Origin of the sequence: Brevundimonas sp. Root1279 (assembly GCF_001425945.1) — a bacterium.
In the GTDB taxonomy this organism is placed as follows: Bacteria; Pseudomonadota; Alphaproteobacteria; order Caulobacterales; family Caulobacteraceae; genus Brevundimonas.
In genome coordinates this window covers 112,077-134,461 of record NZ_LMEB01000005.1, presented here as the reverse complement: position 1 = coordinate 134,461, position 22,385 = coordinate 112,077, and the positions used below count along the sequence as shown (strand labels likewise).

The 22,385-nt window shown below is 70.5% G+C and carries 21 protein-coding genes, 1 tRNA gene and 1 other RNA gene; 20 read left to right on the top strand and 3 right to left on the bottom strand.

What is annotated here, in order from left to right; genetic code table 11:
- Nucleotides 1-25: 25 nt before the first annotated feature.
- The 7 genes from ASC65_RS06615 to ASC65_RS06585 all read left to right on the top strand — a co-directional run bounded on the left by ASC65_RS06615 (nt 26) and on the right by ASC65_RS06585 (nt 8,725).
- On the top strand, nt 26-1,471 hold the full coding sequence (locus tag ASC65_RS06615) for an MFS transporter (protein ID WP_056451417.1): 1,446 nt from the start codon (nt 26-28) through the stop codon (nt 1,469-1,471).
- Nucleotides 1,468-2,409 (top strand): alpha/beta hydrolase, encoded by a 942-nt coding sequence (locus ASC65_RS06610; RefSeq protein WP_056450824.1) that lies wholly within the window; start codon nt 1,468-1,470, stop codon nt 2,407-2,409. The genes ASC65_RS06615 and ASC65_RS06610 overlap by 4 nt, the downstream gene beginning before the upstream one ends.
- Nucleotides 2,410-2,415: 6 nt before the next feature.
- The gene (locus ASC65_RS06605) at nt 2,416-4,833 is read left to right on the top strand and encodes a glucan 1,4-alpha-glucosidase (RefSeq protein WP_056450823.1); all 2,418 of its coding nucleotides are present in this window, start codon (nt 2,416-2,418) and stop codon (nt 4,831-4,833) included.
- A gap of 39 nt (nt 4,834-4,872) precedes the next feature.
- Nucleotides 4,873-5,550, top strand: coding sequence for a hypothetical protein (locus tag ASC65_RS06600; protein WP_056450822.1), 678 nt, complete (start codon nt 4,873-4,875; stop codon nt 5,548-5,550).
- 39 nt (nt 5,551-5,589) lie between these two features.
- On the top strand, nt 5,590-6,606 hold the full coding sequence (locus ASC65_RS06595) for an NAD-dependent epimerase/dehydratase family protein (RefSeq protein WP_056450819.1): 1,017 nt from the start codon (nt 5,590-5,592) through the stop codon (nt 6,604-6,606).
- A 19-nt stretch (nt 6,607-6,625) separates the two neighbouring features.
- Entirely contained in the window at nt 6,626-7,015 is a 390-nt protein-coding gene (locus ASC65_RS06590; protein WP_056450813.1) for a hypothetical protein, read from the top strand.
- 390 nt (nt 7,016-7,405) lie between these two features.
- Nucleotides 7,406-8,725, top strand: coding sequence for an ammonium transporter (locus ASC65_RS06585; RefSeq protein ID WP_056450809.1), 1,320 nt, complete (start codon nt 7,406-7,408; stop codon nt 8,723-8,725).
- 53 nt (nt 8,726-8,778) lie between these two features.
- Here the strand turns inward: ASC65_RS06585 and ASC65_RS06580 are convergent, their stop codons facing one another.
- Nucleotides 8,779-9,507 carry a 3-deoxy-manno-octulosonate cytidylyltransferase gene (locus ASC65_RS06580; protein WP_082525908.1) on the bottom strand — a complete coding sequence of 243 codons (729 nt, stop codon included), beginning with the start codon at nt 9,505-9,507 and terminating at the stop codon, nt 8,779-8,781.
- Between the two features lie 149 nt (nt 9,508-9,656).
- Here ASC65_RS06580 and ASC65_RS06575 point away from each other — a divergent pair, with 149 nt between their 5' ends.
- The gene (locus ASC65_RS06575; RefSeq protein WP_056450807.1) at nt 9,657-10,376 is read left to right on the top strand and encodes a c-type cytochrome; all 720 of its coding nucleotides are present in this window, start codon (nt 9,657-9,659) and stop codon (nt 10,374-10,376) included.
- A gap of 68 nt (nt 10,377-10,444) precedes the next feature.
- Here the strand turns inward: ASC65_RS06575 and nudC are convergent, their stop codons facing one another.
- The gene (gene nudC, locus ASC65_RS06570; RefSeq protein ID WP_056451413.1) at nt 10,445-11,374 is read right to left on the bottom strand and encodes an NAD(+) diphosphatase; all 930 of its coding nucleotides are present in this window, start codon (nt 11,372-11,374) and stop codon (nt 10,445-10,447) included.
- 71 nt (nt 11,375-11,445) lie between these two features.
- Here nudC and ffs point away from each other — a divergent pair.
- The 3 genes from ffs to ASC65_RS06560 all read left to right on the top strand — a co-directional run bounded on the left by ffs (nt 11,446) and on the right by ASC65_RS06560 (nt 14,185).
- Nucleotides 11,446-11,539, top strand: an RNA gene (gene ffs, locus ASC65_RS16700) — signal recognition particle sRNA small type.
- A gap of 167 nt (nt 11,540-11,706) precedes the next feature.
- A complete protein-coding gene (locus ASC65_RS06565) occupies nt 11,707-12,093 on the top strand; it encodes a DUF3597 domain-containing protein (protein WP_056450804.1) in 387 nt (128 codons plus the stop codon).
- 238 nt (nt 12,094-12,331) lie between these two features.
- Complete coding sequence (locus ASC65_RS06560; RefSeq protein WP_056450801.1) at nt 12,332-14,185, top strand: DNA polymerase III subunit gamma/tau; 1,854 nt, start codon at nt 12,332-12,334, stop codon at nt 14,183-14,185.
- 438 nt (nt 14,186-14,623) lie between these two features.
- Here ASC65_RS06560 and ASC65_RS06555 read toward each other — a convergent pair whose 3' ends face one another.
- Nucleotides 14,624-15,238, bottom strand: a complete 615-nt coding sequence (locus ASC65_RS06555; protein WP_056450800.1) for a malonic semialdehyde reductase — start codon at nt 15,236-15,238, stop codon at nt 14,624-14,626.
- Between the two features lie 194 nt (nt 15,239-15,432).
- On the opposite strand from ASC65_RS06555, the gene ASC65_RS06550 reads away from it, so the two are divergent.
- From ASC65_RS06550 to ASC65_RS06510, 9 genes are all read left to right on the top strand, one after another.
- On the top strand, nt 15,433-15,762 hold the full coding sequence (locus tag ASC65_RS06550; protein WP_056450799.1) for a YbaB/EbfC family nucleoid-associated protein: 330 nt from the start codon (nt 15,433-15,435) through the stop codon (nt 15,760-15,762).
- Nucleotides 15,762-16,274 carry a nuclear transport factor 2 family protein gene (locus ASC65_RS06545; RefSeq protein ID WP_056450798.1) on the top strand — a complete coding sequence of 171 codons (513 nt, stop codon included), beginning with the start codon at nt 15,762-15,764 and terminating at the stop codon, nt 16,272-16,274. The genes ASC65_RS06550 and ASC65_RS06545 overlap by 1 nt, the downstream gene beginning before the upstream one ends.
- A 325-nt stretch (nt 16,275-16,599) precedes the next feature.
- On the top strand, nt 16,600-17,202 hold the full coding sequence (gene recR, locus ASC65_RS06540; RefSeq protein ID WP_056450797.1) for a recombination mediator RecR: 603 nt from the start codon (nt 16,600-16,602) through the stop codon (nt 17,200-17,202).
- Nucleotides 17,203-17,690: 488 nt separating this feature from the next.
- Entirely contained in the window at nt 17,691-18,926 is a 1,236-nt protein-coding gene (locus ASC65_RS06535) for a DNA recombination protein RmuC (protein WP_056450796.1), read from the top strand.
- A gap of 92 nt (nt 18,927-19,018) precedes the next feature.
- Entirely contained in the window at nt 19,019-19,480 is a 462-nt protein-coding gene (locus ASC65_RS06530) for a hypothetical protein (RefSeq protein ID WP_056450795.1), read from the top strand.
- A gap of 10 nt (nt 19,481-19,490) precedes the next feature.
- Complete coding sequence (locus ASC65_RS06525; protein WP_056450791.1) at nt 19,491-19,682, top strand: helix-turn-helix transcriptional regulator; 192 nt, start codon at nt 19,491-19,493, stop codon at nt 19,680-19,682.
- A 32-nt stretch (nt 19,683-19,714) separates the two neighbouring features.
- Complete coding sequence (locus ASC65_RS06520; RefSeq protein WP_056450788.1) at nt 19,715-20,698, top strand: TraB/GumN family protein; 984 nt, start codon at nt 19,715-19,717, stop codon at nt 20,696-20,698.
- Between the two features lie 97 nt (nt 20,699-20,795).
- Nucleotides 20,796-20,870 (top strand) — tRNA-Gly (locus ASC65_RS06515).
- Nucleotides 20,871-20,899: 29 nt separating this feature from the next.
- On the top strand, nt 20,900-22,381 hold the full coding sequence (locus ASC65_RS06510) for a putative 2OG-Fe(II) oxygenase (RefSeq protein ID WP_056450787.1): 1,482 nt from the start codon (nt 20,900-20,902) through the stop codon (nt 22,379-22,381).
- Nucleotides 22,382-22,385: the final 4 nt, after the last annotated feature.

Below are 22,385 nucleotides of genomic sequence, written 5' to 3'. Positions count from 1 at the left end.
CCTCAGCGGGCTGGCGATCTGGAACATGTGCGTCGGCTTCTTCGGCATCCAGATCGGCTTCGGTCTGCAGAACGCCAACACCAGCCGGATCTTCCAGACCCTCGGCGCCGAGGTGGATTCCCTGGCCATCCTGTGGATCGCGGCGCCGCTGACCGGCCTGCTGGTGCAGCCGATCATCGGCCATTTCAGCGACAAGACCTGGACGCCGCTGGGCCGGCGCAGGCCCTACTTCCTGGTCGGGGCCATCCTGACCACCCTGGCCCTGCTGGTGATGCCGCACAGCCCCTACCTGTGGGTCGCGGCCTCCATGCTCTGGATCATGGACGCCTCCATCAATGTGACCATGGAGCCGTTCCGGGCCTTCGTCGGCGACAATCTGCCCGAGGAGCAGCGCGCGACGGGCTATGCGATGCAGAGCTTCTTCATCGGGGCCGGGGCGGTGTTCGCCTCCTGCCTGCCGTGGATGCTGTCGAACTGGTTCGACGTCGCCTCCACCGCGCCCGAGGGCGTGGTGCCGCTCAGCGTGCGCATCTCCTTCTACGTCGGCGCCGCGGCCCTCCTGGCCGCCGTGCTGTGGACCGTGGTCACCACCCGCGAATACAGCCCGGCCCAGATCGAGGCCTTCGAACAGGCGCGCGGCGACGCCGTCCCGACCACCCCCGAGCGGAGCGCGGCCGCCTACAGCTGGGGCGGCCTGCCGTGGGTCGTGATCGGCCTCGGCGCCGCCCTCGCCGTGGCCTATCTGGGCCTGGCCAAGGAGCTCTATGTCCTGGCCGGCCTGATCGTGACCGCCGGCCTGCTGCAGTGGGCCGTCGCCCTATTCCGCGGCCGGAAAGTCTCCAACGGACTGACCGAGATCGTCGACGACCTGTTCGCCATGCCCAAGACCATGCGCGGCCTGGCCGTCGTGCAGTTCTTCAGCTGGTTCGCCCTGTTCTCGATGTGGATCTACATGACCCCGGCGGTCACCGCCGTGCACTTCGCCTCGCCCGATGCGACCTCGGCCGGCTACGCCCAGGGCGCCGACTGGGTGGGGGTGCTGATGGGCATCTACAACGGCGTCGCCGCCCTCGCCGCCTTCCTGATCCCGGTGCTGGCCCGCCGCACCGGGCTGCGCGGCGCCCATGCGGTCAATCTGCTGCTCGGCGCCGCAGGCTTCCTCGGCGTCTTCCTGATCCGCGATCCGGCCCTGCTGTGGCTGCCGATGATCGGCGTGGGCTTCGCCTGGGCGTCGATCGTCTCCCTGCCCTACGCCATCCTGTCGAACGCCGTGCCGGGCCGGAAAATGGGCGTCTACATGGGCATCTTCAACATCTTCATCGTGGTGCCCCAGTTGGTCGCCGCCACCCTGCTCGGCGTCCTGCTGAAGACCTTCTTCGCGGATCAGGCGGTGTTCGCCCTGGTCCTCGGCGGCGCCAGCTTCGCCCTCGCCGCGGTCGCCAGCCTGATGGTCCCCAAGGAGGCGGCATGAGCTTCGATCGCCGCGCCCTCCTGGCCGCCCTCGCGGCCGCGCCGCTCGTCGCCCAGGCGAGCCGGGCTCGCGCCGACGCGCCCACCCAGGGCCGCCTGGTCGAGCATCCGCAGATGGCCTCCGCCTTCGTCCAGCCTCGCGACGTCACCGTCTGGCTGCCGCCCGGCTACGACGCCTCGGACCGCCACTACCCCGTCCTCTACATGCACGACGGCCAGAACCTGTTCGACGCCTCGCGCGCGCCCTACGGGGCCGAATGGGGGGTGGACGAGCACGTCGCCCGGCTCAGCGCCAACGGCCAGATCCGCACCCCCATCGTGGTCGGGATCGGCAATACGGACCTGCGCCTGCGCGAATACATCCCGGCCAATCTGATCGCCGCCCTGCCCGACGACATGCGCGCCGACGTCCAGGCGATCTACGGCGGCGAGCCGCTGTCGGACGGCTATCTGCGCTTCATTGTCCGCGAGCTGAAACCCTTCATCGACCGGACCTACCGCACCAATCCGGGCCGCGTGGACACGGCGATCATGGGCTCGAGCATGGGCGGGCTGATCTCGATGTACGCCCTGATGCGCTACCCCCTGACCTTCGGGGGCGCGGCCTGCGTCTCGACCCACTGGCCGATCCGCATCGAGCAGCTCACCGACCCCGCCGCCCTCGCGGCCTGGCGCGATCGCCTGACCGAGGCCTGGACCGGCGTGATCAAGGCCGACCTGCCGCCCAAGGGCGGTCACTTCCTCTATTTCGACCGCGGCGACGAAAGCACCGACGCCTTCTACGCCGAGTTCCAGAGCCGCATCGACGCCACGATCCGCGGCGAAGGATGGACGCCCGACCGCTTCCGCTCCCTCGTCTTCCCCGGCGCCGAACACAACGAAAAGTCCTGGAACCAGCGGCTCGACGTCCCCCTCGTCTTCCTGCTTCCCACTCAGTGAGCCCCCATGCGTAACCTGACCCGCCTCCTCTGCGGCGCCGCCGCGCTCGCCTTCGCCGGGACCGCCTCGGCCCAGTCGGTCGCCCCTGGCGCGCCGGGCGATGCGCCGACCTGGGTCAACGCCGCCAAGACCGGCGCGGGCGCGTCCTACGAGGCCTATGTCGACGGCCAGTACCGCGACGGCGGCCCGACCGGCGAGGTGTCCAAGGTCTGGTTCTCCATCGCCGACGGCGTCCTCACCGAGACCATGTACGGCCTGATCCACCAGGCCCAGATCAAGCAGCTGCGCTTCGCCGTCGTCACCGAGGACGGCCTGTCGGTCGAGGGGACCGACACCACCAGCCGCACCGAATACCTGCACGTCGACGCGCAAGGGCGCCCGCTCTCGCCGGCCTATCGCGTCATCACCACCGACAAGGCCGGCCGCTACGAGATCGAGAAACAGATCTTCACCAACCCCGACGGCCAGGCGCTCGTCGTGCGCACGCAGATCCGCGCCCTGAAGGGCGACATCACCCCGTACCTGCTGCTCGAGCCGCACATGGCGAATACGGGTGTGGGGGATCGGGGGGATGCGCGTCGCGACGCCGAATGGGAAATCGCTCGGCAGGAAGGGGTCGTTGAGACGACCTTTGGCGCCCTTCGCGCATCGGAGGATGACGTCCACCTCGCCCTTCTCGCCGACCACCCATTCACCGCGAAGAGCGTTGGCTTCGTCGGCATCTCCGACGGATTGACCGACTTGGCCGACGGACGCTTGGACAACCGCTACGGCACAACGGGCGATGCCTCCGGCAACATAATGCTCACAGGCGCCCTCCCTGCGATTCGGACAGGCGAGAGCGCGAGCCACGACTTCGTCATCGGCTTCGGAAGCAGCGCCGGTGCGGCGGAAACCGCGGCCGCCGAACCCTTCATCCTCGGCCTGGACCGCGTCCTCGCCAAGTTCAACGGCGAAGGCGACGCCGTCGGCTGGGAGGATTACCTCGCCTCCCTCACCGACCTGCCCCGCATCGCCGAACAGTCCACCGACGGCGGCAAACTCGCCTACGCCTCGGCCCTGATGCTGAAGACGCAGGAGGACCGCACCCACGCCGGCGCTTTGATCGCTTCGCTGTCCAACCCGTGGGGCGACACCGTCGACGCCACCAACAGCTCGACCGGCTACAAGGCGGTCTGGCCGCGCGACTTCTACCAGGTGGCCATGGCCCTGCTGGCGCTGGGCGACACCGAGACGCCGCAGGCCGCCTTCCGCTACCTGCCGCAGGTGCAGGTCGACGCGCAGACGCCGGGCAACACCGGCGCCACCGGCTGGTTCCTGCAGAAGACCCACGTCGACGGCGAGATCGAATGGGTCGGCGTCCAGCTGGACCAGACCGCCATGCCCATCATGCTGGGCTGGAAGCTGTGGAAACAGGGCCTCGTCTCCGACGCCGAGATGACCCGCATGTACGGCGAGATGATCAAGCCGGCCGCCGACTTCCTGGTCGACGGCGGCCAGATGGGCCTGCTGTGGAACGACCGCAGCGTGAGCCCGCCCTGGACCCAGCAGGAGCGCTGGGAGGAGCAGGAGGGCTACTCGCCCTCGACGACCGCCGCCGTCATCGCCGGCCTGACCACCGCCGCCGACATCGCCCGCGCCGCCGGCGACGCCCCGGGCGCCGCCCGCTATCAGGCCGCGGCCGACGACTACGCCTCCAAGGTCGAGGCGCGGATGTTCACCACCTCCGGCGAGTTCGGCGACGGCCGGTATTTCGTGCGCATTACCCGCAACGAGAACCCCAACGACAAGGGCCTGCTCGGCGAGAACAACGGCCAGCCGGCCATGCCCGAGGACCGCATCATCGACGGCGGCTTCCTGGAGCTGGTCCGCTACGGCGTGCGCTCGCCCCTGGCCCCGTCGATCACCGACACCCTGCCCGAGTACGACGACCAGACCCGCGAGGACCGCTTCCGCGTCCGCTATGACGTCAACGGCGTCCCGGGCTACCGCCGCTACGGCAACGACGGCTACGGCGAGCAGACCGACACCGGCGGCAACTACGGCGTCGGCGGCCAGATGCACCCCGGCCAGCGCGGCCGGATCTGGCCCTTCTTCACCGGCGAGCGCGGCCACTATGAACTGGCCGCCGTGCTGGCCCAGCCCTCGCACGACCCGGCCTGGACCCAGGCCCACCTCGACAACATCCGCCAGACCTACGTCCGCGGCATGGAGAGCTTCGCCAACGGCGGCCTGCTGCTGCCGGAACAGGCCTGGGACGGCGTCGGCGACGACACCGCCCACGACTATGCGCCGGGCCAGGGCACCAACTCGGCGACGCCGCTGGCCTGGACCCATGCGGAGTACGTCAAGCTGCTGCGCTCGCTCGCCGACCGCGCCGTCTGGGATCGATACGCGCCGGTCGAGGAACGCTACGCCAAGTAAGCGGTTTTTGGCTCAGCGTTGCTGTTCCGGATAATCGACATGCGTCTCGCCGCCCTGGCCCTCACTTCCGTCCTGGGGGCCGCCGCGCTCCTCGGCGGCTGCGCCTCCCTGCCGGGACAGCAGCCGCCGCAGGGCTATTCGACCGCGCTGACGCTGTGGACCCGCAGCGGCGAGCGCTGCGACTTCGCCCATCCGGACCGGGCCCGGCTGCGCGCCGCCGCCACCAGCCGCGACTACGTCCGTCCCGCAAGAGACGGCGCCGACAGCGCCTATGACGTCCGCGGCGCCGAGGTGCACGGGCGCCTGCTGCGCGGGACCTACTGCCTCACCGTGACCCGCGGTCCGATCGGCGCCGAGCCGACCTCGACCTACGGCTTCACCGTCACCGTCGGCGGGCGCAATCCCGAGACCCTGGCGGTGCGCCCGGCCTACGCCTCGGGGCGCACGGCCGAGGCGACGCCGCTGCGGGTGCATGTGGCGATCGCCGCGGCCCCGGCGGACGACACCGAGAGCATCGCCGACTTCGACCTCGGCGCGATTCCCGGCGACGGCGTCGACGCAGCGCCCGAAGCCCCGGCCCGCAACCTGCGCTGGCCCCGGCAGGCCGCCGACACCCTGCGCCTCGTCGCCCTGATCCAGGAATCGACCGACCCGAACGCCCCCGGCCCGGTCCCGCCGGAGCGTGTCCGCGAGGTCCTGTTCGGCGTCGGCGACTGACGGGATGACGAAACGCCGCAGGACGCGTAACGAAGCGCCATGACCGGCCCCGTCCTCGTCACCGGCTCGGCCGGTTTCATCGGCTTCCACACGGCGCAGCGCCTGCTGGCGCGCGGCGAGACCGTCGTCGGCGTCGACAACCTGAACAGCTACTACGACCCGGCGCTCAAGCACGCCCGGCTGGAGCGGCTGCAGGCCCATCCGAACTACATCCACCACACCCTGGACCTCGCCGACCGGCCGGGCATGACCGCGTTGTTCGCCGAGCATTCGCCGCGCCGCATCGTCCATCTCGGGGCCCAGGCGGGGGTGCGCTACAGCCTCGAACAGCCCGAGAGCTACGTCGACTCCAACGTCGTCGGCTTCCTGACCATCCTCGAGGGCGCGCGGGCGGTGAAGGCCGACAGCCTGGTCTTCGCCTCCACCAGCTCGGCCTTCGGGGCCAACGGCGCCCTGCCCTTCTCGGTGCGCCAGGGCGTGGCCCATCCGATGACGGTCTACGCCGCCACCAAGATCGCCAACGAGGCGATGGCCCACTCCTACGCCCACCTGTTCGGCATCCCCTCGACGGGCCTGCGCTTCTTCACCGTCTACGGCCCGTGGGGCCGGCCCGACATGGCCCTGTTCAAATTCACCAAGGCCATCCTCGAGGGCCGCCCGATCGACGTCTACGGCCACGGCCAGATGGAGCGCGACTTCACCTATGTGGACGACATCGTCGACGGGGTGATCGGCGCCCTCGACAAGCCCGCGACGGTCGATCCGGCCTGGGACGCTACTAAGCCCAACCCCTCGACCTCCGGCGTCGCCCCCTGGCGCATCCTCAACCTCGGCGCCGGCCGCCGCGAGCAGCTGATGCGCTATATCGAGGTGCTCGAGGACGCCCTCGGCCAGAAGGCCGAGCTGAACATGATGCCGGTCCAGGAGGGCGACGTGGCCCGCACCGAGGCCGACGTCACCGAAACCCGCGCCGCCCTCGGCTACGCGCCGTCCACCCCGATCGACATCGGCGTGAAGCGGTTCGTGGACTGGTACCGGGGGTTCTACGGGGTGTGAGGCGGGCAGGAGGTGGGCGATGGATGCTGAACTGCGCAGAGAGGCCGCAACGCTCCGCATCATGGGTTCGGAAAAGGCCGCGGAGTACCTGATACAGCACTATCCGCGCGGTAGCCGCCGATCGGGGGACGCCCTTGTGCTGGTTCAGCATCTGTCGTGGAGGGTTGCCGACCAGATGCGACTGGCGCGGCACTATCTGGGAGGCCAGCCCCACGCCAGCGCCCGCGTGTTTGAGGCCTTCGCCTCCTTCATGTCGCTCAGAAGCTTTGCGCAGGCAGTTCGAGACGTCTGGCCTGAGAGGCCCGATGACCAGCAGCTGTTCCGCTACAACCTCGGCACGGCCATTCGGAAGTACGAGACCAGCGAGGCAAACACGGCCGTCATCGACGCCCTCCTCAATGAGCACTGACCTTGTCATCCCGGACGCCGCTCAGCGGTGATCCGGGACGCGACGCATCCACACCTCCGAGAGCTGCGCCAGCAGCGATCCGGGAGACGCGCGAGGTCCCAGCTGTCTCCCGGAGCTCTGCGATTTCCAGGAGGGCATCACAGTTGCGCGCCACGTCCCGGCTCTCCGCTTCGCTTCGGCCGGGATAACAAGCGCCCACCGCACCCGCGAACACCTGCGGCACATCCGTGCGCCAAGACCCCTGACGTTACGTCAACCGTGCAGCGACACAGGAAGTTATTGCACCGCACACGAAATAGTTTGCCTGGTGCACCGCGATAGGGTCACATCCCGGTCCGCGGGTCGAACGCGGGTTCGGGCCGAGTCTTCACCTCCAGACCCGGACCGTCGATGCGCCGCTTGCTCGCCCCTGTTCTCGCATTTCTGGCCGCCGGCCTCGCCGCCGCGCCCGCCCTGGCGGCGCCCGCCGCGCCCCTGCTGGCCCACCAGGCGCCGCTGGAGCTGAACGAGGCGTCCTCGGCCTGGATCCTGACCTCGACCGCCCTGGTCCTGCTGATGACCCTGCCGGGCCTGGCCCTGTTCTACGGCGGCATGGTCCGGCGCAAGAACGTCATCGCCACCATCGCCCATTCGACCGCTGCGCTCTGCATCGTCACCGTGCTCTGGTTCATCGCCGGCTACAGCCTGTCCTTCGGCTCCAGCGCCGAGGCGACCAACGGCTTCATCGGCGGCTTCCAGGCGGCCTTCCTGAACGGGGTGACGCCGTCGACGGCGCACAGCCTGGCGCCGGGCCTGCCCGAGTTCCTGTGGATCGCCTACCAGCTGACCTTCGCCATCATCACCCCGGCCCTGATCGCCGGGGCCTTCGCCGAGCGGATGAAATTCTCGGCCTCGGTGCTGTTCTTCACCCTCTGGCACCTGATCGTCTATGCGCCGATCTGCCACCAGGTCTGGGGCGGCGGCTGGATGGGCTCGCTGGGCGTGCTCGACTTCGCCGGCGGCGCCGTGGTCCACGTCAATGCCGGTGTCGCCGGCCTCGTCGCCGCCCTGGTGCTCGGCCCGCGCCACGGTTTCGGCCGAGACAACATGGCCCCGCACAACCTGGCCTTCACCGCCATCGGCACCGGCCTGCTGTTCGTCGGCTGGCTGGGCTTCAACGCCGGCTCGGCCTGGGCCGCCGACGGCATCGCCGGGGTCGCCGCCTTCAACACCATGCTCGCCGCCGCCGCCGCCGCCATCGGCTGGACCGCCGTGGAGTGGATCGACCACAAGCGCCCGACCCTGCTGGGCCTGCTGTCCGGCGTCGTCGCCGGCCTGGTGGGCGTCACCCCGGCCGCCGGCCTGGTCGACCCCAAGGGCGCCTTCATCATCGGCCTGGTCAGCGGCCCGGCCTGCTACGCCGGCGCCGTCTGGCTCAAGCGCGCCCTCAAATACGACGACAGCCTCGACGCCTTCGGCGTGCACGGCGTGGGCGGCATCGTCGGCGCCGTCCTGACCGGCGTCTTCGCCACCGCCGCGATCAACCCGGTCGCGGAAGCTGCGAACGTCGTGAACCAGATCATCGGCCTGCTGGCGGTGATCGCGTGGTCAGGCGTCGGCACCTTCGCCATCCTGATGGTGTGCAAATTCACCACCGGCCTGCGGGTGACGAAGGAAGAGGAGATCGAAGGGCTGGATTACACTCAGCACGGGGAAACCATCCACCAGTAGGGGCGAGCTCGACGCCGCTCCGCGGCGTCGGGGATGACAAGCGCCCGCAACCCCTAGTCCCTCACCTGCGCCCGCGCCGCCTCCAGGTCCGCCGGGTTGTCGACCGACAGCGGAGCCTCATCGATCACCGCGGCCCAGATTTGCAGGCCCATCTCCAGGGCCCGCAGTTGCTCCAGCTTCTCGCGACGCTCCAGCGGCGAGGGCGGGGCGGCGCAGAAGCGCTCCAGGGCCTCGCGGCGATAGCCGTACAGGCCGATGTGCCGCCAGACGGGGGCGTCGCCGTACAGGGTCGAGCGGGTGAAATAGAGGGCGCGGCCGTGGCGCACGCCTTCACGGAGGGCCAGCACCGCCTTGACCACGTCGGGGTTGGCGCGGTCCGAAGCGTCGGCCTCGGGGGCGACCAGGGTGGCGATGTCGCAAGACGGCTCGGCCTCGAGCAGCCGGGCGCAGGTCACGGCCAGGCCCGGATCGGCGAAAGGCATGTCACCCTGCAGGTTGATGACCGCATCGTGGCGGCCGTGCGGGTCCAGGGCGTCCAGCGCCGCGCGGATGCGGTCAGAGCCGGAGGGCAGGTCCGGGTCGGTCAGGATGGCGGTTCCGCCGATCGATTCGATCGCCGCGACGATCTCCGCATCCCCCGCCGCCACCGCCACGGGCAGGCCGGACCGGGCCGCCTGTTCATAGGCGCGCACGATCATCGGCTTGCCTCCGATGTCGGCCAGCGGCTTGTTCGGCAGGCGCGTGGCGGCCATGCGGGCCGGAATCAGGACGAGCGGGTTCATGGTCGGTTCCTGCCTGCGACGCCCGGACACCGAAAAGGGCGCGTCGGGCCGGTTGCGAAGGCGGCGCTAGCGTGTAAGAGACGCCCACGCAAGAATTCGCCCTCGCCGTGTCATGGCCAGGGCCACAAAGAACGGGATGCGACGACGCGATGAGCGGCGATCTGAAGTGGAATAAGATTATCGGCGCCGGCCTGGCTGTGGCCTTCGTCATCGTCGGCCTGCCGCAAGTGACGGCCGCCGTCTTCCACACCGAGACCCCTGAGAAGATGGGCTATTTCGTCGACGCGCCGGAAGAGGCCGCTGCGGGCGCCGCCGCTCCGGTGCTGCCGCCGGATTGGGGCACCGTCCTGCCGACCGCCGATCTGGCCGCCGGTGAGCAAGCCTTCGCGCGCTGTCAGGCCTGTCACACCGCCACCGCCGGCGGCGCCGACGGCACCGGACCGAACCTGTACGGCGTGGTCGGCGGCCCGGTCATGCACCGCGCCGGCTTCGCCTATTCGGACGCCATGGCGGCCCACAAGGCCGAAGCGCCGACCTGGGGCCTTGACGAGCTGGACCAGTTCCTGACCGCCCCGGCCCGCTACGTCCCGGGCACCAAGATGTCGTTCGCCGGCATCCGCGACACCCAGACCCGCGTCAACCTGATCGCCTGGCTCCGCTCGCAGGGCTCCAGCCTCGCCATCCCGGCGCCGGACCCCTCGCGTCAGCCGGGCGCCGCCGCCCCCGCCGCTCCGGCCGAGGGCGAAGCCCCGGCTCCGGGCGCCGAGACCGCAACGGCCCCCGCCGGCGGCCCCGCCGGTTCGGCTCCGATCACCGGCGCCGCCGCCCAGTCGACCACCCAGACGAGCCCGGTCGCTCCGGCCCACTAAGCCGCCGATCAGGTCCAGCGCTTCCAGACGGGCGTCCGTGATCCACGGGCGCCCGTTTTGCTTGCCCGCTAGACGTCGCCGTCCGCCCAGGCCTGCAGCAGGGTCCGGGCGATGGCGATGCGCGGCGGGGCCTTGATGGTCGGATGCGTCCCCGCCAGGCAGGCCTTGGCCTCACCGCGGGTCAGCCAGGCCACGGCCTCCAGCTCGGTCTGATCGGGACGGGCGTCGTCCGAATCGACCTCGCACAGCAGCCCGATCATCAGCTGCGACGGGAAGGGCCAGGGCTGGCTCGAGTGGTAGCCCACCGCCGTCACCGTCAGCCCGGCCTCCTCGGCGATCTCGCGGGCGCAGGCCTCCTCGATGGTCTCTCCCGGCTCCAGGAAGCCGGCCAGGGCCGACATCCGCCCCTCGGGCCAGGCGTGCTGCCGCCCCAGCAGGCAGCGCGGCTCGTCGCCGCCCTTGTAGATCGCCAGCATGATGGTCACCGGGTCGACGCGCGGGAAATGCTCGGTCCCACAGGCCGGGCAGATCCGCTTCCAGCCGCCCGAGGCGTCCTCGCTCCGCGTGCCGCAGGCGGCGCAGAAGCCGTGCCGCCGTCGCCAGTCGAACAGCGACTTGGCCCCGCCCGCCATGGCCGCGTCGGGCCCGGGCAGCATGGCCGCCGCTTCGCGCATCTCGTGGAAGGCGCCCAGGCCCTGCAGCGGACCGGCCGTCGGATCGATCGAGCCCTCGACCTCGACGGCGAACACCGGCGCCCCCTTCCACAGGCCCATGAAGGCCTCGCGGTCCAGCGCCACGGCCCGCGCATGCTCCAGCGACAGCCACTGCAGGCGCGGCCCGTCGGCATGGTCCTCGACCAGCGGCCGCCCCTCCCACAGCACCAGGGCCAGGGCCTCGGGGTTTGCGGCCTGCTCGGCCAGCCACTCGGGATCGTTGCGTCGGTCGCCGGCCCGATCGAGCGGATTGCCGGCGAAGGTGTTCAGCAGGGGAAGAGCCATGGCCCTGACATAGCCCGCCACGGCGCCGCTCGGGAGGCTTGATTCGCGCGCCGCGACCGGCCATATCCCTCCACGGAGATCGCGGGCGAAGGCTTCGCCAATCTGGTCAGGGCCGGAAGGCAGCAGCCACAACGAATTCCCCTTCGGGTCGCGGTCTCCACCTTCCCTCACATTGTTAGTGCGCTACCGCTCGGCTCGCGGAGCCTCGCTGCTTGAGCGCGTGCTTAGTGCGCTAGCCCCGCGACTTGAGCGCGGTTCACTGCGCGAACTCTGTGCGGAACCCCGCCTGCCTGGATTCGCTCTCAAGGCTTCATCCTTGAGGAGCAGGCGACATGGGTATTCTCGGCAACATTCTCGGCAAGATCTTCAAGAAGCGCGACGCCGCGCCCGCCCCGACCCCTGCGCCCGCCCCCGCCCCGACCCAGGCCGCACCCGCGCCGGCGCCTGCCCCCGCCGCGCCCCAGCCGGTCGACGTCGCCGGCATCCTCGATTTCATGAACGAGCAGCGCGAGCAGAAGCTGAACTGGCGCACCTCCATCGTCGACCTGATGAAACTGACCGGCATGGAGAGCTCCCTGGCCGAGCGGAAGGAGCTGGCCGACGAACTGGGCTACACCGGCGACAAGTCCGACACCGCGACCATGAACATCTGGCTGCACAAGCAGGTCATCCAGAAGATCCGCGAGAACGGCGGCCAGATTCCCGACCTGACCGACTGATCCGATCCCGCGAAGCGGGCGTCCATGGGAGTTTCCGCCCGTCCGGCCGGCTGGTTCGTCACGAAGAACACCAAGGGATCACGAAGGTCACGAAGGCGTCCGGGCGCCCTTGGTGCCCTTCGTGTTTCCTTCGCGCCCTTGGTGACGAACCTTCGCTGCGCGAAGCATCTACAGCCATATGCCGCCGCTGCGCGGTCAGGCGTTTCAAATGGCCCGTCGATCATCGTAAGACAGGACCATGAGCGACGCCGATCCGAGTCTCGAAGGCCCTCCGTGGGAGGAGGACGCGCCCGAAGTCGAGGAGCGCGACCCCAATACCGAGGACATGTTCGGCGCCCCCGCGGCGCCCGAGCCTGACGCCGCGCCCCCTGCGCCCGTCGCCGAGGCGAAGAAGCCCGTGGCCGTGCACGAGCCCGCCCCGGTCGAGGGTGACGGGGAGGCCTACACCGTCCTGGCCCGCAAATATCGGCCGCGCACCTTCGAGGACCTGATCGGCCAGGAGGCCATGGTCCGCACCCTGACCAACGCCTTCGCCACCGGTCGCATCGCCCACGCCTTCATGCTCACCGGCGTCCGCGGGGTCGGCAAGACCACCACCGCCCGCCTGCTGGCCCGCGCGCTGAACAATGAGACCGACGTCATCGACCGGCCCTCGCTGGAGCTGACCGCCCACGGGCGGCACGACGGCGCCATCATGGCCGGCCAGCACATGGACGTGGTCGAGATGGACGCCGCGTCCCACACCGGCATCGACGGCATCCGCGACATCATCGAGAGCGTCCGCTACGCCCCGGTCGAGGCGCGCTACAAGGTCTACGTCCTCGACGAAGTCCACATGCTCTCGAACCAGGCCTTCAACGCCCTGCTGAAGACCCTGGAAGAGCCGCCGCCGCACGCCAAATTCATCTTCGCCACCACCGAGATCCGCAAGGTGCCGGTGACCATCCTCAGCCGCTGCCAGCGCTTCGACCTGCGCCGCGTCGAGCCCGAGATTCTGGTCGAGCACCTCGGCCGCGTCGCCGACCGCGAGGGCATGAAGATCGAGCAGGAGGCCCTGGCCCTGATCGCCCGCGCCGCCGAAGGCTCGGTGCGCGACGGCCTCTCCCTGCTCGACCAGGCCCTGGTCCAGGGCGAGCGCGGCGAGACGGTCCAGGCCACGGTCGTGCGCGACATGCTCGGCCTCGCGGACCGCAGCCAGACCATCGCCCTGTTCGAGGCCGTCATGGCCGGCCGCACGCCCGAGGCGCTGGAGCTGTTCCGCACCCTCTACGGCTACGGCGCCGACCCGGTGCAGGTGACCAACGACCTGCTCGAACATTGCCACGCCGCTTCGGTGGCCAAGATGCTCGGCCCGCAGGCCACCCGCCTGCCCAACGACCAGGCCGCCAAGCTGGCGGCGCTCGGCTCGGTGATCTCGGCCGGCTCGCTGGCCCGCGTCTGGCAGATGCTGCTCAAGGCCCTGGACGAGGTGCGCCGCGCCCCCAACCCGGCCGACGCCGTCGAGATGGCCATCGTCCGCCTCGCCTACGCCGCCGACCTGCCCGGCCCGGAGGAAGCCCTCAAGGCCCTGCGCGACGGCGAGCCCATGGGCGGTGGCGGCGCGGCCCCGCGCGGCCCGTCCGGCGGCGGCGGCGGCGGAGCCTCCGCCCAGCTGGCGGCCCGGCCGGTGCAGGCCCCGGCCCTGCCCGACCCGCAGTCCTTCGAGGCGGTCGTCGCCCTGATCGGCGACAAGCGCGAGGTCGGCCTGCAGATGGACGTGCAGCGCTTCGTGAAGCCGGTCGCCTTCAAGCCCGGCGCCATCACCTATGAGTCCGCCCAGGGCGCGCCCATCGACCTGGCCCGCCGCCTCTCCGCCCGCCTCAAGGAATGGACCGGCCGCACCTGGCTGATCGCCGCCAACGGCCAGGGCGGCGGCGAGACCATGATCGAGATCGACCGCCGCAAACGCGCCCAGGAACGGGCCGAGGTCGAGGCCGACCCGTTCGTGAAGGCCGTACTGGAAGCCTTCCCGGGGGCCCGGCTGGGCGAGATCAAGACGCTCGCCCCGCCGGTCGAGCTGCCGGCGATCCCGGACGAGGCGGACGAGGACTGAGGAGGAGCGGCGAACCCTCTCCCATTGGGAGAGGGCTTGAGCCTCCGGGAGCGAAGCGATCGGCAAGGCGAAAGGGTGAGGGTCGACTGGGGCATTCGGCGCAAGCCGCGTCGCCGTCGGAGCGGCGGCTTAAGCCGACTGAAGCATCCGGCCCTCATCCGACCGGGCTTCGCCCGGCCACCTTCTCCCATCGGGAGAAGGGAATAAGTGGTGGGGCGCCGCCGCCGTCCCGGATCGCCGCTGCGTTCACAGGAATGACAAGCTCCGCGCCCCCACCTCCGTCATCCTCGCCCTTGTGGCGAGGATCCAGGAACTCGGTGGCCGACGAGGGTCCCACGGCTCACCGCGCGTATGGGCCCTCGGGACAAGCCCGAGGGTGACGGAAAACGGGGAGCGCGAGTCCGGGAGCATCGCCCCCTCGACCCTCGACCCTCGACCCTACAGAATCTGAGCCGCCTCCTCGAACCCCAGCCGCGGCGAGCGCGGGAACAGGTTCTCGTCCGACCCGTAGCCCAGGTTGACGATGAAGTTCGGCTCCACATTCCCATCCGGGAAGAACTCGGCCTTCACGCCGGCCGGGTCGAAGCCCGACATCGGGCCGACGTCGAGGCCCAGGGCGCGCGCCGCCAGCAGGAAGTAGCCGCCCTGCAGCGAGCTGTTGCGGAAGGCGGTCTCCTTGCGGCCGGCCTCTTCGCCGAACCAGTCCTTGGCGCCCGGGGCGTGCGGGAACAGCACCGGCAGGTGCTCGTGGAAGTCCAGGTCGTGGCCGATGATGACGGTGACCGGAGCCTGGGCCGTCTTGGCCTGGTTGCCTTCGCTCATCAGCGGCACGAGGCGGGCCTTGGCCTCGGGCGAGGTCACGAAGACGAAGCGGGCGGGCGTGGCGTTGACCGCGGTCGGGCCGAATTTGGTCAGGTCGTACAACTGGCGCAGCAGCGCCTCGGGCACCGGCCGGTCGGTCCAGCCGTTGCGCGTGCGCGCCTCGGTGAACAGCTGCGCCAGGGCCGCTTCGGAGAGCGGGGCGTCGCGGGTGGTGACGGCGTCAAAAGCCATGGGATGAACCCTCCTGATTGGTAATAGCAACTGTGACGAATGCTATTTGGGAGAGTCGTCGGCGAGCGCCAGCCCTACCGCAACAAATTCTGTTGCAGATCGTCGTTCAGTGAGCGCGCCCTCGACCCTCGCCCCTCGACCCTCACCCTTCTCCGCCCTTGGCGCCGCCCCGCCCGAGCGCCTATCTAGGGCCCATGAAAGACCTCAACGCCCTCATGCAGCAGGCCCAGCAGATGCAGCAGAAGCTGCAAGACGCCCAGGCCAAGATGGCCGAGACCACCGCGTCCGGCACCTCCGGCGGCGGCCTCGTCACCGTGGCGCTCAAGGGCGCCGGCGAGGTCACGGCCGTGACCATCGACGACAGCCTGCTGGTCCCCGGCGAGGGCGAGATCCTCGCCGACCTGATCGTCGCCGCCCACGCCGACGCCAAGCGCAAGCTGGACGACGTCAACTCCGCCCTGATGCGCGAAGCCGCCGGCCCGATGGCCGGGATGAACATTCCGGGCATGCCCAAGCTGTTCTGATGTCGGGACCCCTGCTCGCCCTCGTCGTGCTGCTCGCCCCGCTTGCCGGGCCGCAGGCGATGCCGAGCCCGCTGCCCATGGCGGCGCCCGATTCCGCGCGGATGGCCGACGCCCAGGGCCGCAGACCTGCCGCCCTTCCCGCCGCCCTCGCCCGCGAGATTCACGCCTACGAACGCGCCCAGATCGAGGGCGACCGCGCCGAGCTGGAGCGGATCATCGCCGATGATTTCGTCCTCGTCGGCGGCGACGGGACCCGCGTCGGCAAGGCCAGCCACATCGCCGAGTTCACCAATCCGGACCTCGACCTCGAGCCGGTCGTCCTGCGCGACGTGGTCGAGCACGTCTGGCGCGACGGCGCCGCCCTCGGCGCCACGGTCGACCTGAAGGGGACCTCGGGCGGCGTCGCCTTCCAGCAGACCCTCCGCTACATGGACGTCTGGGCCCTGCGCGACGGCCGCTGGCAGGTCGTCTACGGCCAGGCCACGCGCGTGCCCAACGCTGCGGGGCAGTAGTTGGCAGACTCGCCGTCAGGCTCCGCGCTCGGAGCGCCGGCCGGTTGGTTCGTCACGAAGGACACGAAGGATACACGAAGGGCACGAAGAGACCTGGGATGCGTCCCGCTCCGCGCCTGCCTCTCACGTGTGTTGAATCGCGGCGTAGCCGCATTGCTCATTGAGGCCGGCCCCGGCCTTCTCCGCCGCACAAGCCCCTTCGTGCCCTTCGTGCCCCCTTCGTGCCCTTCGTGACGAACCAGCACTCTCACGTGCAGGAGCGCCGACCGTCACCGGAACACGCGCCGCCATAGGCAACCGCGCGAGCGCCATGCTAAGCGCAGGCATGGCCGCTTCCGCCGGACCCGAAATCGAACGGCTCATCAGCCTGCTGGCCAAGTTGCCCGGCATGGGGCCGCGTTCGGCCCGCCGCGCCGCCCTGGCCCTGCTCAAGAAGCGCGAACAACTGCTCGTGCCGCTGGCCGCCTCGCTCGCCGAGACCGCGGAGAAGGTCTCGTCCTGCTCGGTCTGCGGTGCGCCCGATACCCGCAACCCCTGCTCGATCTGTTCTGACGGCAGTCGCGACAACGGCCTGATCTGCGTGGTCGAGGAGGCCGGCGCCCTGTGGGCCATGGAGCGCTCGGGCGCCTTCCGCGGCAAATACCATGTCCTCGGCGGCCTGCTGTCGGCGCTGGACGGCGTCGGCCCCGACGCCTTGCGCGTCGCCGAACTGGTCGGCCGGGTGCGCGGCGGCGAGGCCCGCGAGGTCGTCCTGGCCCTGCCGGCTACCGTCGACGGCCAGACCACGGCCCACTACATCGCCGAACGCCTCGCCGGCCCCGGCGTCGAGATCACCTCCCTGGCCCGCGGCGTCCCCGTCGGCGGCGAGCTCGACTGGCTCGACGACGGCACCATCGTCCAGGCCCTGCGGGCGCGTAGGCCGGCGTAGCCAACCGCGCGCAGCGCAATTCGTGACGTTCCTCGTGAGGCCAAGGCCTGAAGGTTCGTCACGAAGACCACAAAGGGTTCACGAAGGGCGCAAAGGGGCCTGAGCCTGGCGCGGAGACCTTCGTGTTCTTCGCGCCCCCTTCGTGTCCTTCGTGACGAACCAACCCTCGGCGGGGCCCAAACCCTTCGATTCCGACTTGGCCGGATAGCCCCACGCCCCACGTCCGGAACTGACGCACACGCCCGCTAGCCTTCGCCCCGTTCGCGTGTGGCGAGGGCCTGGAGACGGCGGCGTGATTCAGACGATTCAGACGATTCAGACTCTGTTTTTCGCTCGGCCCCGGCCGCTCGATTCAGACCATTCAGACGATTCAGACTCTCTTTTTGCGGCGGGACGTCGAGGGCCGATTTCAGACGATTCAGACCTTTCAGACTCTGTTTTTCGCGCCCCGCTCGCCGCGGCCGGCGACTCTCGCTAAGGAACGGAGCATGAACGTTCTGGTCGCCGTCCTCGCCGTCCTTTCCGCCCTGCTGCTGGGCGGCTTCCTGTGGGCCTTCATGGGCTGGCAGCGCGCACGCGCCGAGCTCGTCGCGGCCGAGGATCGCATCGAACTCGTCGAAGAGAGCCGGGTCACCATGACCGACCTCCTCAAGGCCCAGGCGGCGCAGTCCGCCCAGGCCGTCGCCGATCAGATGGTGACGCGGGCGACCGAGACCTTCCAGGCCCAGGACCGGGTCGCGCGCGAGCGCATGGAGGCCCAGCTCAAGCCGGTCGCCGAGACCCTGGCCAAATTCCAAGAACACGTCGCGGCCCTGGAGAAGAACCGCGCCGAAGAGACCGGCGGCCTCAAGGAGCAGCTGCAGCTGCTGATGACCGCCTCGGCCGCGACCCGCGACGAGGCCCGCAAGCTGACCGAGGCCCTGCGCGGCAACACCGGCCGCCGCGGCCGCTGGGGCGAGCAGACCTGCCGCAATGTGCTCGAGGCCGCCGGCATGGCCGGCCGCTTCGACTTCGTCGAACAGACCTCGGCCTCGGACGATGAAGGTCGCCGGCAACGGCCGGACTTCCTCGTGCGCATGGCGGGGGGCGGCCAGTTCGTCATCGACGCCAAGGTGCCGCTGGCCTTCTCCGACGAAGGCGAGGGCGACGACGAGGCGCGGGCCCGCGCAGCCTCGCTGCGCACCGCCGCCAGCATGAAGAACCACATGCGCCAGCTGGCCTCGAAGGCCTATCAGGAGCAGTTCAAGCCCAGCCCGGACTTCGTGGCCATGTTCGTGCCCAGCGACGCCTTCCTGGCCGCCGCCCTCGACCACGAGCCGGAACTGATGACCGACGCCATGACCTCGCGCGTGGTCATCGTCACGCCGACCACCCTGTTCGCCCTTTGCAAGGCCGTCGCCTACGGCTGGCGCGCCGAGGAGCAGGCGCGCAACGCCGAGGAGGTCGCGAAGCTCGGCAAGGAGCTCTACAAGCGCCTGTCCGTCATGGGCGCCCACGCCGCCGGCGTCGGCAGGGCCCTCGACACCGCCGTCGGCAAATACAACCAGTTCGTCGGCTCGCTGGAGAGCCAGGTCATGGTCTCGGCCCGCCGCTTCGAAGACCTGCAGGTCGACCACGAGGGCAAGGAGCTGCCCGAACTGACACCGATCGAGCAGTCGCCGCGCGCCCTCAGCCGGCCCGAACTGACCGAAGCCCCCAAGCTCCGCATCGCCGAGGGCGGCTAAGGCAAGCTTTCTTGCCGCTTTGACAAGCACCCTTGACACGCCGTCCGCGCCATATGTAAAACGTCCTTGTCACTGCAATAGGGCGTCCCGCCATGGCCAAGGGCCTCAAGTCCGTCTTCCTCTGGTCCGCCGTCGGCCTCGTCGCCCTGATCGGCGGCTTGTTCCTCGCCGGCGTGGTGATCGGCTTCATGTCGGCCCACAATGATGCCATCACCTTCGAATCCAGCGCCGTTTGGGTCATCACCATCTTCGCCATCCTGGTCATGACCGGCTCCCTGGTCAGCGGCATCGCCTGGATGCGCACCATCGACGAGGCGGCCCAGGAGGCCCACAAGTCGGCCTGGTACTGGGGCGGCACGGCGGGCCTGGCCGTCGGCGGCGTCCTGTTGATCATGGCCACCCTGCCCCAGGCCGAGACCCTGAAGCTGCCCAGCCTCTTCTCCGAGCGGACCGATCCCGCCGCCTACCTGGCCACCGGCGCCTTCGCCATGCTCACCCTCATGCTCATCGGCTACCTGATCGCCTGGGCGTGGTGGTGGTGGAAGCGTCGGTAAGGCCCGCCCCATGAACAACCGCCTCAAGGTGCTCCGCGCCGAGCGCAACTGGAGCCAGGCCGAGCTCGCCGACCGCCTCGGCGTGTCCCGCCAGACCGTCAACGCCCTGGAGACCGGTCGCTACGACCCCTCCCTGCCCCTGGCCTTCAAGATCGCCCGCGTCTTCGAACAGCCCATCGAATCGATCTTCTCCGACGACTGACGTCGGCCGCATTTCCAGCCCAAGGATCTCCCATGACCCTCCGTCGCCGCCTCACGTCCACCGCCGCCGCCGCCGGCCGTCTTGCCGCAGGCATGGTGCTGGGCCTCGGCCTCGTCGCCGCCGTCGCCACCCCGGTCGACGCCTTCGCCCAGGCAGCCGTCGCCGCCCCCGCCGCCGTCGCCGCGCCCCGCGCCGTCCCCCAGGCCGACGGCTCCGGCCCGGCCCTGTGGGTCATCCGGGACGCGGACTCGACCCTCTACCTGTTCGGCACCGTCCATGTCCTGCGCCCGACCACGGCCTGGGGCTCGCAGCGCGTCGACGCCGCCTTTGACAGCGCCGACAAGCTGATCCTCGAGATCTCCAACCCCGACGACCAGGCCGCCTTCATGCCGGTCATCCAGCAGCACGGCCTGTCCCCCGACCGCCCGCTCTCGAGCCTGCTGAACGCGGAGGAGCGGGCCAAGCTCGACGCCGCCGCCCAGATGCTCGGCGCCAGCGGCGCCAATTTCGATCCGATGCGCCCCTGGCTGGCCGCCCTGACCCTGTCGGTCGCCCCCCTGGCCAAGGCCGGCTATGACCCGACCTCGGGCGTCGAGTTGATCCTCTCCGCCCGCGCCAAGGCCGCCGGCAAGGAGGTCACCGGCTTCGAGACCATCGACGAGCAGGTCCGCATCCTGGCCGGCTTCCCGGAGGCCGACCAGCTCGACTTCCTGCGCGAGACCCTGAAGGAGTTCGACACCGCCACCACCGACCTCGACGCCCTGGTCGCGGCCTGGGCCGCCGGCGACGTGGCGTCCATCGAACGCCTCGGCGTGAAGCCGATGCAGGAGGGCAACGCCGCCGTCTATGAGGCCCTGCTGGTCAGGCGGAACACCAACTGGGCCGACCAGATCCAGACCCTGCTGGACGGCTCGGGCACCGCCTTCATCGCCGTCGGCGCCGCCCACCTGGCGGGCGACGACAGCGTCCAGTCGATCCTGGCGCGCCGCGGCGTGACGGTCAGCGAAGCGAACTGACCCGCCGCCTGCACAACGAGGGCCCGGCCGCTGCGCCGGGCCCTTTTCTTTTGCCCGCGCCCGGTTATGGTCCGCCTCCGCCCGGCGCGTCCGGCATGCGGCCGTAGTTCAGAGGTAGAACGTCAGCTTCCCAAGCTGAATGTCGCGGGTTCGATTCCCGCCGGCCGCTCCAATCCTTCTGACGGGGCGGGAGCAGCGAGTATGAGCCGGGACTGGACCAGCACCCTCGTCCGCGCGCGCTCGGCGCAGGACGGCGGCGACCTGGCGCTCGCCGCCCGGCTGCTGGCCGACGCCGGCGGCGACCCCACGGCCCCGGATGACGCCCTGCGCCTTCTGTCGGGCGTCCTGCGCGCCCAGGGCCGGCACGCCGAAGCCCTGCCCCTGCTCGAGACCCTGACGCGGCGACGGCCGACCAGCGCGGTGGCCGAACACAACCTCGCGGCGGCGCTGGGGGACTGTGGTCGCGCTGGCGATAGCGAACAGGCGGCCGAACGCGCCCTGACCAAGGGTGGCGCGGCGCCGGAGACGTGGCTGGTGCTGGGGCGGGCGCGAACCAGCCAGGGCAAGCTCGCCCAGGCCGAAGACGCGTTTCGCCAGGCGCTGGCGCAGCGCCCCGACTTTCTCCCCGCCTACCGCGACCTGGCCCAGCTGCTGTGGATGCAGGACGGCGACTTAACCCGCATGACCCAGGCCGTCGCGCCGCTGGCCGCTCTCGCCGGCGTTCGGGAGGATGCGGCGCTGCTGTACGCCACCATCCTGCGGGACACCGCGGGCGACGGCGCGGCGCTGCAGAGCCTTGCGGCGTGGGTGGAGCGCGGCTCAGTCGAGGCGGCCCTTGCCGCCGCGGCCGCCGCCTCAGGCCTCGACCCGCGACTGGCCCTGCAGCACGCCCAACGCGCCCAGGCGCAGGCGCCGCATGATCAACGGGCGCGGCTGGCCGTCCTGACCGCCCTAATCGCCGCCGGACGCGCGGAGCTGGCGACGGCGGGCCTCGAGGATCACCTGCGGCGAGACCCCGGCGACCAGCACGCCCGCGCCCTCCTGCTGACCGCCTGGCGGCTGGTCGACGATCCCCGCGCCTTGACGACAGAGGACTATGCACGGCTGGTGCGGACCTATCGGCTCGCCGAAGACGACGCGGCGGACCGGGGCGCCTGGCTGGCGCGCACCGCCGCCGCGCTGCGCCGTCTCCACCCCTTCCGCAGCCACCCGTTCCAGCAGTCCATCCAGCATGGCGCCCAGTCGATGATCGACCCGCGGGCGGCCGGCGATCCCGACATCGACCGCCTGTTCGAGGCGCTGCGCGCGCCCATCGACGCCTATATCGCCGACGTGCGTCCGGGCGGACTCGCGCCGACCGCCGGCGGCTGGAGCATGTCCGGCGCCTGGTCGGTGAAGCTGAAGGCCGGGGGGCTGCATACCGACCACGTGCACCCGCGCGCCTGGGTGTCGTCGGCGGCCTATATCGAGACGCCCCCGACCGTGGAGGCCGGCGGGCACGAGGGCTGGCTGCGCTTCGGCGCCGCCCGGATCGGCGCCGCCTTCGCCCTGCCCGCCCAGCATTGGGTCCGTCCCGAACCGGGGACCCTGGTGCTGTTTCCCTCCTATCTGTGGCACGGCACCGAGCCGTTCAGCGGTTCCGGCGAACGCCTGACCGTGGCCTTCGACCTCCAGCCTGCATAAGCGC

Bases quoted from the DNA above. Each gene is read 5' to 3' on its own strand.
- ASC65_RS06575 (WP_056450807.1), top strand. From the start codon at position 9,657: ATGAGCGGCGATCTGAAGTGGAATAAGATTATCGGCGCCGGCCTGGCT.
- ASC65_RS06510 (WP_056450787.1), top strand. From the start codon at position 20,900: ATGAGCCGGGACTGGACCAGCACCCTCGTCCGCGCGCGCTCGGCGCAG.
- ASC65_RS06610 (WP_056450824.1), top strand. From the start codon at position 1,468: ATGAGCTTCGATCGCCGCGCCCTCCTGGCCGCCCTCGCGGCCGCGCCG.
- ASC65_RS06525 (WP_056450791.1), top strand. From the start codon at position 19,491: ATGAACAACCGCCTCAAGGTGCTCCGCGCCGAGCGCAACTGGAGCCAG.
- ASC65_RS06580 (WP_082525908.1), bottom strand. From the start codon at position 9,507: ATGAACCCGCTCGTCCTGATTCCGGCCCGCATGGCCGCCACGCGCCTG.
- ASC65_RS06595 (WP_056450819.1), top strand. From the start codon at position 5,590: ATGACCGGCCCCGTCCTCGTCACCGGCTCGGCCGGTTTCATCGGCTTC.
- ASC65_RS06585 (WP_056450809.1), top strand. From the start codon at position 7,406: ATGCGCCGCTTGCTCGCCCCTGTTCTCGCATTTCTGGCCGCCGGCCTC.
- ASC65_RS06605 (WP_056450823.1), top strand. From the start codon at position 2,416: ATGCGTAACCTGACCCGCCTCCTCTGCGGCGCCGCCGCGCTCGCCTTC.
- recR (WP_056450797.1), top strand. From the start codon at position 16,600: ATGGCCGCTTCCGCCGGACCCGAAATCGAACGGCTCATCAGCCTGCTG.
- ASC65_RS06545 (WP_056450798.1), top strand. From the start codon at position 15,762: ATGTCGGGACCCCTGCTCGCCCTCGTCGTGCTGCTCGCCCCGCTTGCC.
- ASC65_RS06560 (WP_056450801.1), top strand. From the start codon at position 12,332: ATGAGCGACGCCGATCCGAGTCTCGAAGGCCCTCCGTGGGAGGAGGAC.
- ASC65_RS06565 (WP_056450804.1), top strand. From the start codon at position 11,707: ATGGGTATTCTCGGCAACATTCTCGGCAAGATCTTCAAGAAGCGCGAC.
- ASC65_RS06590 (WP_056450813.1), top strand. From the start codon at position 6,626: ATGGATGCTGAACTGCGCAGAGAGGCCGCAACGCTCCGCATCATGGGT.
- ASC65_RS06535 (WP_056450796.1), top strand. From the start codon at position 17,691: ATGAACGTTCTGGTCGCCGTCCTCGCCGTCCTTTCCGCCCTGCTGCTG.
- ASC65_RS06555 (WP_056450800.1), bottom strand. From the start codon at position 15,238: ATGGCTTTTGACGCCGTCACCACCCGCGACGCCCCGCTCTCCGAAGCG.
- nudC (WP_056451413.1), bottom strand. From the start codon at position 11,374: ATGGCTCTTCCCCTGCTGAACACCTTCGCCGGCAATCCGCTCGATCGG.
- ASC65_RS06520 (WP_056450788.1), top strand. From the start codon at position 19,715: ATGACCCTCCGTCGCCGCCTCACGTCCACCGCCGCCGCCGCCGGCCGT.
- ASC65_RS06600 (WP_056450822.1), top strand. From the start codon at position 4,873: ATGCGTCTCGCCGCCCTGGCCCTCACTTCCGTCCTGGGGGCCGCCGCG.
- ASC65_RS06550 (WP_056450799.1), top strand. From the start codon at position 15,433: ATGAAAGACCTCAACGCCCTCATGCAGCAGGCCCAGCAGATGCAGCAG.
- ASC65_RS06530 (WP_056450795.1), top strand. From the start codon at position 19,019: ATGGCCAAGGGCCTCAAGTCCGTCTTCCTCTGGTCCGCCGTCGGCCTC.
- ASC65_RS06615 (WP_056451417.1), top strand. From the start codon at position 26: ATGTGCGTCGGCTTCTTCGGCATCCAGATCGGCTTCGGTCTGCAGAAC.